This is a genomic window from Streptomyces sp. WMMC940 (assembly GCF_027460265.1).
GTDB lineage: Bacteria > Actinomycetota > Actinomycetes > Streptomycetales > Streptomycetaceae > Streptomyces.
The window spans coordinates 1,777,963-1,791,123 of record NZ_JAPZBC010000001.1 but is presented as its reverse complement, the minus strand read 5'-3'; the positions used below and the strand labels follow the sequence as shown (position 1 = coordinate 1,791,123).

The window sequence follows — 13,161 nt, the reverse complement described above, 5'->3', positions numbered from 1 at the left end:
ATGATTTCGGCCATGGAGCGACGCGAATCCCGCCCTGCTGACCGGCTCGAAGGTCGACCCTGTCGCCAGGCGTGGTTGCGTGCGCACCCCGCGTCACCGGGTACGGCACGCGAGAACGAGAACGGGCGGCCACCCCCGGAGGGAGTGGCCGCCCGTCGACCGGTCCTGGACCGGCCCCTGGCTCGTCGTGGGATGCGACCTCAGCGCTCGTCGTCTCCGGCGCCGGCCGGTACGGCCGTCAGGCGGTCCGTCTCATCCTGTATCTCAGCGGCGATCTTCTTGAGTTCCGGCTCGAACTTGCGCCCGTGGTGGGCACAGAAGAGCAGCTCACCGCCGCTTGTCAGGACGACGCGCAGGTACGCCTGGGCGCCGCAGCGGTCGCAGCGGTCAGCGGCCGTCAGCGGGCTCGCGGGGGTCAGAACAGTAGTCACGTCGCCTCTTCTCTAGCTCGACGAGCTGTCGTACCAGGGTCAACATCCAACCAGGCCGAAAACGTTCCCGCTCGCGCCTTGTCCCTGAAACTTCTTCGTCAAGGTGGCTGTCTGCTGCCGGTTGGCGGCGAATGTGCCGTATTGCTTAGCTTTACGGTTTCGCTTGCTTCTCTGGGCATTGGATCCTCCCGGCTGGGTTGCCGGTTGTTCATGAGGACGTGCCCGGAGCCTAAATGGTTCATGCCTGGAAGGGAACGTGATGTGCGCGTCACTCCATCGAGGGATCGAACATGTATGCGACTCTGGACTAGCATGTTGAATCATGAGGGTGGCGTTACATCGGCTCTACCAGGCCTCGGTACCCTCTGACCGGCGACCGACGCCGGGCCGTTACCCCCACACGGCCACATTCAAATTCAGCGAGGAGCGAACCGCGTGACCGCCGAGACGTCCGTGCCGTCCAGTGCGCTGCTGACCGCAGACCGTGACGGTTCCAACTACACCGCGCGGCACCTGCTCGTCCTCGAGGGGCTCGAGGCTGTTCGCAAACGGCCGGGCATGTACATCGGGTCGACCGACAGCCGTGGCCTGATGCACTGCCTTTGGGAAATCATCGACAACTCGGTCGACGAGGCCCTCGGGGGCCACTGCGACCACATCGAGGTCGTCCTCCACGACGACGGCTCGGTCGAGGTCCGCGACAACGGTCGCGGCATCCCGGTCGACGTGGAGCCCAAGACCGGGCTGTCCGGCGTCGAGGTCGTCATGACCAAGCTGCACGCCGGCGGCAAGTTCGGCGGCGGCTCGTACGCGGCGTCCGGTGGTCTGCACGGCGTGGGCGCCTCCGTCGTCAACGCACTCTCCGCCCGCCTCGACGTCGAGGTCGACCGGGGCAGCGCGACCCACTCGATCAGCTTCCGCCGCGGAGTCCCCGGCATCTTCACGGAGTCCGGCCCGGACGCGCCGTTCGACCCGGCGAACGGGCTGATCAAGGGCAAGCGGGTGCCCAAGAACCGCACCGGCACCCGGGTCCGCTACTGGGCGGACCGACAGATCTTCCTCAAGGACGCCAAGCTCTCGCTGGAGACGCTCCACCAGCGCGCCCGCCAGACGGCGTTCCTCGTGCCCGGCCTCACCATCGTGGTGCGCGACGAGCGCGACCTCGAGGGCGAGGGCAAGTCGCAGGAGATCTTCCGCTTCGACGGCGGCATCAGCGAGTTCTGCGAGTACCTCGCCCAGGACAAGGCGGTCTGCGACGTTCTGCGCCTGAGCGGTCACGGCACGTTCAAGGAGACCGTGCCGGTCCTCGACGACCGGGGCCACATGACCCCGACCGAGGTCACCCGTGAACTCGGCGTCGACATCGCGCTGCGCTGGGGCACCGGTTACGACACGACCCTCAGGTCGTTCGTGAACATCATCGCCACCCCCAAGGGCGGCACCCATGTCACCGGCTTCGAGCGCTCCGTCACCAAGACGATCAACGAGGTGCTGCGCTCCGCCAAGCTGCTGCGGGTGGCCGAGGACGACATCGTCAAGGACGACGCCCTCGAGGGACTGACCGCCGTCGTGACAGTCCGGCTCGCCGAGCCGCAGTTCGAGGGCCAGACCAAGGAGGTCCTCGGCACCTCCGCGGCCAACCGCATCGTCGCCAATGTGGTCGCCAAGGAGCTCAAGGCCTTTCTGACCTCGACCAAGCGCGACGCCAAGGCGCAGGCACGGGCCGTGCTGGAGAAGGCCGTCGCCGCCGCGCGCACACGGATCGCCGCCCGCCAGCACAAGGAGGCGCAGCGTCGGAAGACGGCCCTGGAGTCCTCCTCGCTGCCCGCCAAGCTCGCGGACTGCCGCAGCGACGACGTCGAGCGCAGCGAACTGTTCATCGTGGAGGGCGACTCGGCACTCGGTACGGCCAAGCTCGCCCGGAATTCGGAGTTCCAGGCGCTGCTGCCGATCCGCGGCAAGATCCTCAACGTCCAGAAGTCGTCGGTCTCCGACATGCTCAAGAACGCCGAGTGCGGCTCGATCATCCAGGTCATAGGGGCGGGCTCGGGCCGTACGTTCGACATCGACGCCGCCCGCTACGGCAAGATCGTCCTGCTTGTGGACGCCGATGTCGACGGTGCGCACATCCGCTGTCTGCTGCTCACGCTCTTCCAGCGCTACATGCGGCCCATGGTCGAGGCCGGCCGGGTCTTCGCCGCCGTCCCGCCGCTGCACCGGATCGAGCTGGTCCAGCCCAAGAAGGGCCAGGACAAGTACGTGTACACGTACTCTGACAACGAACTCCGCACCACGCTGCTGGAGTTCCAGCGCAAGGGGATCCGCTTCAAGGACTCCATCCAGCGCTACAAGGGCCTCGGAGAGATGGACGCCGACCAGCTCGCGGAGACCACGATGGATCCGCGCCACCGCACGCTGCGCCGGATCAACATCGGGGACCTGGAGGCGGCGGAGCAGATCTTCGACCTGCTCATGGGCAACGAGGTCGCACCGCGCAAGGAGTTCATCACCAGCTCCGCGGCGACCCTGGACCGCTCGCGCATCGACGCGTGACACCCCGCCCGGGCGGAGCGCCGGCCTCCGTCACCTGATGGGGTGAAGAGAACAAGAGAAGAGTCCGGGATCCCCCCGTTCTGTCCATCCTTGGGCACGCGGCCGTAACGGTTGCTGACAAGGAGAACTGAGCGTGGAGAAGCAGCAAGGCCGGGACGACGGTGCGGTCCGCATCGACGACCCGTGGTACGACGCGCTGGCCTCCGGCTGGGGTGAGCCGGGCGGTGCGGACGAGGCGTCCGTACCCTCGGCGGCAGCGGCCGGGGGCGCCGGCGGCCACCGTCACCGGGCGAGCGACATCTATCTGGAAGTGCACCGCAGCGCGGCCTTCCAGCAGGTCCGCAGCCGCTACCGGCGGTTCGTCGTGCCGGCGACCACTGCGTTCTTCATCTGGTACGTGGCGTACGTGGTCACGGCCACGGCCGCACCCGCGCTGATGGCCCGGCCGGTGATCGGCGCCGTGAACGTGGCGATGGTGGCGGGGCTCGGCCAGTTCCTCAGCACCTTCCTGCTGACCTGGGCCTATGCCCGTCACGCCCGGTTGCGCAGGGACCGTGCGGCACTGGATCTCCGCTGGGCGGTCTTCGACCGGACACGGGACGCGGAAGCGGAGCCCGGTGACGACTTCCGGCAGACGGGTCCCGCCGAAGGGCTCCCCCTGCCCGGACAGGCCGACGCGGCGCGGGAGAAGGACCAGTGACGGGCGATCACCAGACCCTGGCCCTCGTGCTGTTCAGCGCGTTCATCGCGGTGACACTGGCCATCACCACCTGGGTCGGCCGCAACCGGCACGGCTCGGCGGAGGAGTTCTACGCCGGCGGACGGCTCTTCTCACCGATGGAGAACGGCTTCGCCATCGCCGGCGACTACATGTCGGCCGCTTCTTTCCTCGGCATCTCCGGGCTCATCGCCCTCTACGGCTACGACGGCATGCTCTATTCCGTGGGCTTCCTCGTCGCCTGGCTGGTCGTGCTGTTCCTGGTGGCCGAACTGGTCCGCAACTGCGGCCGCTTCACTCTCGCCGACGTCGTCGCCAGCAGGATGAGCGAGCGCCCCGTCCGCATCGCGGCGGGAACCTCCTCGGTCGCCGTGTCCGTGCTCTATCTGGTCGCGCAGATGGTGGGGGCGGGCAGCCTGGTGGCCCTGCTCCTCGGCGGGACGAGCGAGGCCGCGCGCTCGTGGACCGTCGTCGGCGTCGGCGCGCTGATGGTCGTCTACGTGTCGATGGGAGGGATGCGGGCCACCACCTGGATCCAGATCGTCAAGGCCGTACTGCTGATGGCCGGCGCCACCACGCTCACCGTGCTGGTCCTGACCCGCTTCCACGGCGACCTCAACGAACTGCTGGACACCGCGGCCGCGCAGAGCGGGCACGGCACGGACTTCCTCTCGCCGGGACTGCGGTACGGCACGGACTGGACCGCGCGTCTGGACTTCATCAGCCTCGGGCTCGCCCTGGTGCTCGGGACCGCCGGTCTGCCGCACATCCTGTCCCGCTTCTACACCGTGCCCACGGCCCGGGCGGCCCGCCGCTCGGTCGTCTGGTCCATCGGGCTCATCGGCAGCTTCTATCTGATGACGATCGTGCTCGGATTCGGCGCGGCGGCGATCCTCGGCACCGACGAGGTGCGCTCGTCGAACGCCGCGGGGAACACGGCGGTCCCGTTGCTCGCCCTCGACCTCGGCGGTGGAGCGGGCTCCACCGGAGGCACGGTGCTGTTCGCCGTCGTCGCCGCGGTCGCCTTCGCGACGATCCTCGCCGTCGTCGCCGGCATCACGCTCGCCTCGTCGGCGTCGGTCGCCCACGACCTGTATGCGTCGCTGAGCAGGCGGCACGGCAAGGGATACAGCGAGGTGGCGGTGGCACGGGTCGCCGCCGCGGTCATCGGCGCCGCGGCGATCGCGCTCGGCCTGCTCGCCCGTGACCTCAATGTGGCGTTCCTGGTGGGGCTCGCCTTCGCCGTCGCCGCGTCGGCGAACCTCCCTGTGCTGCTCTACTCGCTGTTCTGGCGGAAGTTCACCACCCGCGGCGCCGTGTGGTCGGTGTACGGCGGCCTGATCCCGGCGGTCCTGCTGGTGCTGCTCTCACCGGTGGTGTCGGGGAGCCCCGAGTCGCTGTTTCCCGATCTGGACTTCCGGTGCTTCCCGCTGCAGAACCCGGGCCTCGTCTCCATCCCGCTCGGCTTCCTCGCCGGCTGGCTGGGCACCGTGACGTCCTCGGAGGAGCCGGACGAGGCGAAGCACGCGGAGACGGAGGTCCGGTCGCTGACGGGCGCGGGTGCGGTCTGAGCAAGTCCGGGGTGCCGACCGCATCAGCGGCCGGGTGTCCGGGGGTCAGCTCCGGCCGTCCCATCGCCGTCCCCGCTCGTCGTCCAGGTGCGGCGGTGCACCGGGCGACTCGTCTCGCCCTGGCGGAGGCTGAGTCGGACGTGGGCGGCGGGCAGTGGCCCAGCAGGATCAGGCCGACCGAGCTCGCGGCGATCACGCCATCGCCTCGGCCGCCGAGTGCGCCGGGGCGGACGCGGGCACCTCGGCCACATATGCCCGTTGATCTCGGCGACTCGGTGTCGTCGTCCACGACCCGAACCTCGATCCGCCTCTCGGACCCCGTCGTCACCGCGTCCCACCCGCCGTCGTGGGCCCCGGTCAGAGGCGCTGCTCGGCCAGCGCCTCGGGCAGGACGACGGTGAACTCCGCGCCGCCGCCCGTCGACGGGCCGGCCTCGGCCACCCGGACGCTGCCGCCCTGCCGTTCCGCGAAGCGCCGGACCAGTGCCAGTCCGAGCCCGCGCCTGCCGTGCACCGGCGGCTCCTTCGTGGACCAGCCCTCGGTGAAGATCAGTTCGCGGCTGCCGTCGGGTACGCCCGGTCCGCTGTCCGAGACCCGCAGGACGATCGTGCGGTCCTCGACGCGAATCCCGACCTCGATGCGCGGGTCCTCGGACACGGCTGCCGCGTCCAGCGCGTTGTCGACGAGATTGCCGACGACGGTCACCAGAGCGCGCGGGTCGACGAGCCGGTCCGGCAGCAGCGTGCCGGACGCGATCCGCAGCGAGACGCCCCGCTCGGCCGCCACCGTAGCCTTCCCGACCAGCAGGGACGCCAGGAGGGGATCGTGGATCTTCTCGGTGACCTGCTCGGCCGTGGCCCGGTGCACGCCCACGGCCTCGGTCACGAACGCGACCGCCTCCTCGTGCATCTCCAGCTCCAGCAGCCCGAGCACGGTGTGCATCCGGTTCGCGTGCTCGTGGTCCTGGGCGCGCAGGGCGTCGATCAGTCCCCTGGTGGAGTCCAGTTCACGGCCCAACTGCTCCAGTTCGGTGCGGTCGCGCAGCGTCGCGACGGCGCCGCCGTCGTCCGTCGGCATCCGGTTGGCGACCAGGACGCGATGGCCCCGTACCGTGACCAGATCCTCGCCCATGACCCGGCCGGCCAGCACGTCCGCGGTGCGGCCAGGACCGAGCGCGTCCTCGAGCAGCCTGCCGCCGGCCTCCCGGCCGAGCCCGAGCAGTCGCTGGGCCTCGTCGTTCATCAACCGGATCCGGCCCGCCCCGTCGAGGGCGACCACCCCTTCCCGGATGCCGTGGAGCATCGCCTCACGTTCGGCCAGCAGCGCCGAGATGTCGGAGAAGGCGAGGTCATGGGTCTTCCGCTGGAGCCGGCGGGAGATCATGTAGGCGACCAGGGCGCCGACGGCGAGGGCGCCGCCCGCGTAGGCGAGGAGCCCGGGGATCGCGTCGAGCAGCCGCTCGCGGACGCTGTCGTACTCGATGCCGACGGAGACCGCGCCGACGATCCGTCCGTCGTCGTCGCGCAGCGGCACCTTGCCCCGGGCCGAGCGGCCGAGCGTCCCGCTCTCGATACCCATCACATGCCTGCCGGCGAGCGCCTGGCTGGGGTCGGTGGAGACGACCTCGCCGATGGCCGCCGGCTCGGTGTGGGACCAGCGCACCCCGCGCCGATCCATGATCACGACGTACTCGGCACCGGTGCTGCGCCGGATCCGTTCCGCCTCGGCCTGGACGGGGCCGCTCGCGGACGGCTCCGAGGCGAGCAGGCCCGCGGCCACCCGCGGTGACGCGGTCGTCTCGGCGATGGCCAGCGCGCGGCGCATCGCCTGGTCGTCCAGCTGGGAGCTGAGCGGTGCCAGGAAGAGGCCGGTGGCCAGGACGGTGACACCGGTGGCGACGGCCAACTGCATCAGCAGGACCTGTGCGAAGACCCGCCGCGGCCGGCCCAACCGCCGCCATCTCGGGGTCACGTCGGCGGGGCCGGTCGATGCGGGGCTCATACGCATGCACGGTAAGCGTCCGGGACGGCCTTCGGGAACTCCCCCTCCCGGTGCCGCCCGCGGGGTGGGCCGACGGATTCCGAGAGCTTCGCCCGCCGTCGCCGGCCCGGCGGACCGCATCCCCGACACGGCGGTACGGCCACGGGTCCGAGCGGACCGGATCTGCGCAGGCGGAGGCGTTCCGGCCACGTGTCCGATGCCGCGGGCAGGCCGCCGCCCGGCGAGCCGGCTCTCGCCGCGGAGGGCGGTGCCGGCCACCGGCAGGGCGTCGACCAACGTCGGGACGAGTGTGCGCCCGACGCCGGTCGCGGCGGACGGACCGAGGTCGAAGCGGAGGGGTCGGCTGCCGCCGCAGCGACGGCGGCCGCCCGCAGCCGATCCGTGGAACCGCTGTGCGCGGGCAGGGCCTCGACGGCCCGACGGGCCGCGGCGAGGGGTTCGGACGGGGCGGTGAACCGGATCCCACGCTCCAGGGTGCCGCCAGAGCCAGTCGGCGATCTCCTCGTCGGTAACGACGGGGGCGTTCCGCGCCGGGACGGCCGCCCTGCGCCGGCTGCCCGACGAGGTGCGCGCGATCATCCGACCTGCCGCGCGCTGTGTGGGACCGGCAGCCGCCGCAGCCGCTCCCGAAGGCCTCCTGAACGGCCCGTGTCGTGCCCATATCCTGGGGCCGACGCACGAACGCCCCAGGAGGTCCCGTCTTGAGCAGTCCGCAGATCCCCGTCGTCGTCCTCGCGGGCTTCCTGGGATCGGGCAAGACGACGCTGCTCAACCATCTCCTGCGAGCGAGCCGGGGTACCCGGATCGGCGCGATCGTCAACGACTTCGGGGCCATCGAGATCGATGCCATGACCGTGGCCGGCCAGCTCGGCGACTCCACGGTCTCCCTCGGCAACGGATGTCTGTGCTGCGCCGTCGACACGAGCGAGCTGGACGTCTTCCTGGAAAGGCTCACCCGGCCCGCCGCTCGCCTCGATGTGATCGTCATCGAGGCGAGCGGGCTCGCCGAGCCCCAGGAACTGGTCAGGATGGTCCTCGCCAGCGAGAACGAGCGGATCGTGTACGGCGGCCTCGTCGAGGTCGTCGACGCCGCCGAGTTCGACGCCACCCGCGAGCGGCACCCCGAGATCGAGCGGCACCTCGGGATCGCCGACCTGGTCGTGGTCAACAAGGCGGACCGGGTCGGCCCGGGAGTGCGGCAGCGACTGAGGGAGCGGATCACCTCACTGGCCCGCGGTTCCGCCGTGGTCGAGGCGACGTACGGACGCGTCGACCCCGAGCTGCTCTTCGAATGCCGTCCACCCGGTGAGCGGGTGGGGCAACTGTCCTTCGACGACCTCCACGAGGACGGCGAGCACGGCGACATCGACGCGGGGGGTCACCACGAGCATCTGCACGCGGCCTACGACACGGTGTCGTTCGAGACGTCCGAGCCCCTGCACCCGCGCAGGCTGCTGGACTTCCTGGACTCACGGCCCGAAGGGCTGTACCGGATCAAGGGGTTCGTGGACTTCGGCGAGGCCGACCCCCGCAACCGCTACGCGATCCACGCGGTGGGCCGCTTCCTGTGCTTCCACCCGGAGCCCTGGCCCGCCGACGGAACCGAGAAGGCCACCCGGCTCGTGCTCATCGGCTCGGGCACCGACACGGGGGCGCTGCTCGGCCGGCTCGGCGCGGCCAGAACCACCGGCGCCGACGACCGCCCGGAGGAGCACAGCATGTGGGGCGTGCTGCGTTACGTGCCCGAGCAGCGGGACGCCCCGGAGGAACCGCCCGGGGACTGATCCGGGCCGGTCGGCGCCCGCGGCCGATCCGCCCCCCTCCGCTCTCGGGTGGAAGGGGGGCGGTTGCCCCACTCGGGGACCAACCGGCACACGACCGCGGGCGGTCGCGCGCCTACGGCAGCGGGCCCGCGACCGCCGCGACCGGCTTGGCCAGCGGCGTGCCCGAACCGTCCCGGCGGGGGTCGATCTCCGGAAGCTCGGCCGGCGAGCCGTTCTTCTGCGCCGCGTGCGCCACGGTCGCACCCGCCCAGGCGAAGACCAGCTTGTCCTCACCCTTCAGGAAGCGCTGGCAGCGCACACCGCCGGTCGCCCGGCCCTTGCGCGGGTACTGGTCGAACGGCGTCAGCTTCGCCGTCGTCACCGAGTCGTCCAGCGTCCCGGCGGCACCCGCGGCGGTGAAGACCACCGCCTCCGCGGCCGGGTCCACCGCGGTGAACGAGATCACCTCGGCTCCCTCCGCGAGTTTGATGCCCGCCATGCCGCCCGCCGGCCTGCCCTGCGGCCGGACCTGCGACGCCTGGAAGCGCAGCAGCTGTGCGTCGGAGGTGATGAAGACCAGGTCCTCCTCACCCGTGCGCAGTTCGGCGCCGCCGACGACCCTGTCGCCCTCCTTGAGCGCGATGACCTCGAGCTCGTCCTTGTTGGCCGGGTAGTCCGGCACCACCCGCTTGACCACGCCCTGCAGCGTGCCCAGCGCAAGACCCGGGGAGGACTCCTCCAGACCGGTCAGACAGACGACCGTCTCGTCCGCCTCCAGCGACAGGAACTCCGAGACCTGGGCACCGCCCGAGAGGTTCGGCGCCTGGGCCGTCTCCGGGAGCTGCGGGAGGTCGATCACCGACAGCCGGAGCAGCCGGCCCGCCGAGGTGACGACGCCCACCTCGCCCCGTGCGGTCGCCCCCACCGAGGAGACGATCACGTCGTGCTTGGTACGCCTCCCCCCGTCCGCCGGCGGCTCGCCGGTGACCGTGCGTGCCAGCAGGCCCGTGGAGGACAGCAGCACCCGGCAAGGGTCGTCCGCCACCTGCAGCGAGGCGGCCGGAGCCGGGGTGCCGGTGGACTCCAGCAGGACCGTGCGCCGGGGGGTGCCGAACTTCTTGGCCACCGCGGCCAGTTCGGAGGAGACGAGCTTGCGCAGCTCCGCGTCCGACTCCAGGATCGTCGTCAGTCCGGCGATCTCGGCCTTGAGCTTGTCGCGCTCGGCCTCCAGCTCGATCCGGTCGAACCTGGTGAGCCGGCGCAGCGGAGTGTCCAGGATGTACTGGGTCTGGACGTCGCTGAGGGAGAAGCGCTCGATCAGCCGTTCCTTGGCCTGCGCCGCGTTCTCGCTGGAGCGGATGAGGCGGATGACCTCGTCGATGTCGACCAACGCGACGAGCAGGCCCTCGACCAGGTGCAGGCGGTCCCTCTTCTTCCCGCGGCGGAACTCGCTGCGGCGGCGCACCACGTCGAAGCGGTGGTCGAGATAGACCTCCAGCAGCTCCTTGAGGCCCAGGGTCAGCGGCTGGCCGTCGACCAGCGCCACGTTGTTGATGCCGAAGGACTCCTCCATCGGCGTCAGCTTGTACAGCTGCTCGAGGACGGCCTCGGGGATGAAACCGTTCTTGATCTCGATGACCAGGCGCAGCCCGTGCTCGCGGTCCGTGAGGTCCTTGACGTCGGCGACGCCCTGCAGCTTCTTCTGGCCGACCAGGTCCTTGATCTTGGAGATCACCTTCTCCGGGCCGACGCTGAACGGCAGTTCGGTGACGACGAGTCCCTTGCGGCGCGCCGTCACGTCCTCCACCGTGACCGTGGCACGGATCTTGAACGTGCCGCGGCCGGTCTCGTACCCGTCCCTGATCCCGGACAGACCGACGATCCGGCCGCCTGTCGGCAGATCCGGACCCGGCACGTGACGCATCAGCGTCTCCAGGTCCGCGCCCGGGTGCCTGATCAGATGACGGGCGGCGGCGATGACCTCGCCCAGGTTGTGGGGCGGCATGTTCGTCGCCATCCCGACCGCGATCCCGGAGGCGCCGTTCACCAGCAGGTTCGGGTACGCGGCGGGCAGCGCCAGGGGTTCCTTCTCCTGGCCGTCGTAGTTCGGCGCGAAGTCGACCGTGTCCTCGTCGATGGACTCGGTCATCAGGCTCGTCGCGTCGGCCATCCGGCACTCGGTGTAACGCATCGCCGCCGGAGGGTCGTCATTGCCCAGCGAACCGAAGTTCCCGTGGCCGTCGACCAGCGGCAGTCGCATGGAGAAGGGCTGGGCCATGCGCACCAGAGCGTCGTAGATCGACGCGTCACCGTGCGGGTGGAGCTTTCCCATCACCTCGCCGACGACACGGGCGCACTTCACATAGCCCCGGTCGGGGCGCAGCCCCATCTCGTTCATCTGGTACACGATCCGGCGGTGCACCGGCTTCATGCCGTCGCGGGCGTCGGGCAGGGCGCGGGAGTAGATCACCGAGTACGCGTACTCGAGGAAGGAGCCCTGCATCTCGTCGACGACGTCGATGTCGAGGATCCTCTCCTCGAAGTCGTCGGGCGGCGGCGTCTTCGTGCTGCGGCGGGCCATCGCTGCTGCGGCTCCTTCACCAACATGAACCATGAACGGGATCTGACGCCGACCATTGTGGACCGTCGCACCGACAACGCGGACCGCGACCCGGAACAGGGAGTGGAAGCCGCGGGAACTTCGCCGCTTACCTGCACGGTTTGCATACAGTGGCAGGACATCCTGCAACGCGATCGAAGGGACCACATGCCCATGGGTCACACGGCCACAGCCCGGGCCGGCTCCGGAGGCCTGACAGCGACCGAGCACCGCCTGGCCAACGGCCTGCGCGTGGTGCTCTCGGAGGACCGCCTGACCCCGGTCGCCGCGGTGTGCCTCTGGTACGACGTCGGCTCCCGCCACGAGGTCGAGGGCCGCACCGGCCTGGCCCACCTGTTCGAGCACCTCATGTTCCAGGGTTCCGCCCAGGTGCCGGGCAACGGCCACTTCGAGCTGGTGCAGGGGGCCGGCGGCTCGCTGAACGGCACCACGAGCTTCGAGCGCACCAACTACTTCGAGACCATGCCCGCCCACCAGCTGGAGCTCGCGCTCTGGCTGGAGGCCGACCGCATGGGCTCCCTGCTGGCCGCCCTCGACGACGAGTCCATGGAGAACCAGCGGGACGTCGTCAAGAACGAGCGTCGCCAGCGCTACGACAACGTTCCGTACGGCACCGCGTTCGAGAAGCTGACCGCGCTCGCCTACCCCGAGGGGCACCCCTACCACCACACCCCGATCGGCTCGATGGCCGACCTGGACGCGGCGACGCTGGAGGACGCGCGGAACTTCTTCCGCACCTACTACGCGCCGAACAACGCGGTGCTGTCCGTCGTCGGAGACATCGACCCGGAGCAGACGCTCTCCTGGATCGAGAAGTACTTCGGATCCATCCCCATGCACGACGGCAAGCAGCCGCCGCGCGACGGTTCGCTCCCGGAGGTCATCGGCGAACAGCTGCGCGAGGTCGTGGAGGAGGAGGTTCCGGCCCGGGCGCTCATGGCCGCGTACCGCCTGCCGCACGACGGCACCCGCGAGGCCGACGCGGCCGACCTGGCTCTGACGGTCCTCGGCGGCGGCGAGTCGTCCCGGCTGCACAACCGGCTGGTCCGCCGCGACCGCACGGCCGTCGCCGCCGGCTTCGGCCTGCTCCGCCTGGCCGGCGCCCCCTCGCTGGGCTGGCTGGACGTGAAGACGTCCGCGGGCGTCGAGGTCCCCGACATCGAGGCGGCGGTCGACGAGGAGCTGGCCCGCTTCGCCGCCGAGGGGCCCACGGCGGAGGAGATGGAGCGCGCCCAGGCCCAGCTCGAGCGCGAGTGGCTGGACCGCCTCGGCACCGTCGCCGGCCGCGCCGACGAGCTGTGCCGGTACGCCGTGCTGTTCGGTGACCCGCAGCTGGCGCTCACCGCCGTCAAGCGGGTGCTCGACGTCACCGCCGACGAGGTGCAGGCCGTCGCCAAGGCCCGGCTGCGCCCGGACAACAGGGCCGTGCTCGTGTACGAGCCCGTCGCGGGAGCCGACGCCGGGAACGCCGAGGACAACGACGCAGAAGGGACGGACCAGTGAC

8 protein-coding genes are annotated in these 13,161 nt (G+C 70.7%); 5 read left to right on the top strand and 3 right to left on the bottom strand.

Annotation, left to right across the window (positions count from 1 at the left end; translation table 11 throughout):
- Window positions 1–200 precede the first annotated feature (200 nt).
- Window positions 201–431, bottom strand: a complete 231-nt coding sequence (locus O7595_RS07845; protein WP_269728010.1) for a DUF7455 domain-containing protein — start codon at window positions 429–431, stop codon at window positions 201–203.
- A gap of 435 nt (window positions 432–866) precedes the next feature.
- Here O7595_RS07845 and O7595_RS07840 point away from each other — a divergent pair, with 435 nt between their 5' ends.
- The 3 genes from O7595_RS07840 (at window position 867) to O7595_RS07830 (ending at window position 5,273) form a co-directional block, all read left to right on the top strand.
- Window positions 867–2,984 carry a DNA gyrase/topoisomerase IV subunit B gene (locus tag O7595_RS07840; protein ID WP_269728009.1) on the top strand — a complete coding sequence of 706 codons (2,118 nt, stop codon included), beginning with the start codon at window positions 867–869 and terminating at the stop codon, window positions 2,982–2,984.
- 133 nt (window positions 2,985–3,117) lie between these two features.
- The gene (locus tag O7595_RS07835) at window positions 3,118–3,684 is read left to right on the top strand and encodes a DUF485 domain-containing protein (RefSeq protein WP_269728008.1); all 567 of its coding nucleotides are present in this window, start codon (window positions 3,118–3,120) and stop codon (window positions 3,682–3,684) included.
- On the top strand, window positions 3,681–5,273 hold the full coding sequence (locus O7595_RS07830; RefSeq protein WP_269728007.1) for a solute symporter family protein: 1,593 nt from the start codon (window positions 3,681–3,683) through the stop codon (window positions 5,271–5,273). Before O7595_RS07835 ends, O7595_RS07830 begins: the two co-directional genes overlap by 4 nt.
- A 357-nt stretch (window positions 5,274–5,630) precedes the next feature.
- Here the strand turns inward: O7595_RS07830 and O7595_RS07825 are convergent, their stop codons facing one another.
- Complete coding sequence (locus tag O7595_RS07825; protein WP_269732413.1) at window positions 5,631–7,274, bottom strand: ATP-binding protein; 1,644 nt, start codon at window positions 7,272–7,274, stop codon at window positions 5,631–5,633.
- Window positions 7,275–7,975: 701 nt separating this feature from the next.
- On the opposite strand from O7595_RS07825, the gene O7595_RS07815 reads away from it, so the two are divergent.
- On the top strand, window positions 7,976–9,058 hold the full coding sequence (locus tag O7595_RS07815; RefSeq protein ID WP_269728006.1) for a CobW family GTP-binding protein: 1,083 nt from the start codon (window positions 7,976–7,978) through the stop codon (window positions 9,056–9,058).
- A 112-nt stretch (window positions 9,059–9,170) separates the two neighbouring features.
- On the opposite strand, the gene O7595_RS07810 is transcribed toward O7595_RS07815, so the two are convergent.
- Window positions 9,171–11,618: a DNA gyrase/topoisomerase IV subunit A gene (locus tag O7595_RS07810; RefSeq protein ID WP_269728005.1), complete on the bottom strand. Its 2,448-nt coding sequence runs from the start codon at window positions 11,616–11,618 to the stop codon at window positions 9,171–9,173.
- 192 nt (window positions 11,619–11,810) lie between these two features.
- On the opposite strand from O7595_RS07810, the gene O7595_RS07805 reads away from it, so the two are divergent.
- Window positions 11,811–13,160, top strand: a complete 1,350-nt coding sequence (locus tag O7595_RS07805) for a M16 family metallopeptidase (protein WP_269728004.1) — start codon at window positions 11,811–11,813, stop codon at window positions 13,158–13,160.
- Window position 13,161 lies beyond the last annotated feature (1 nt).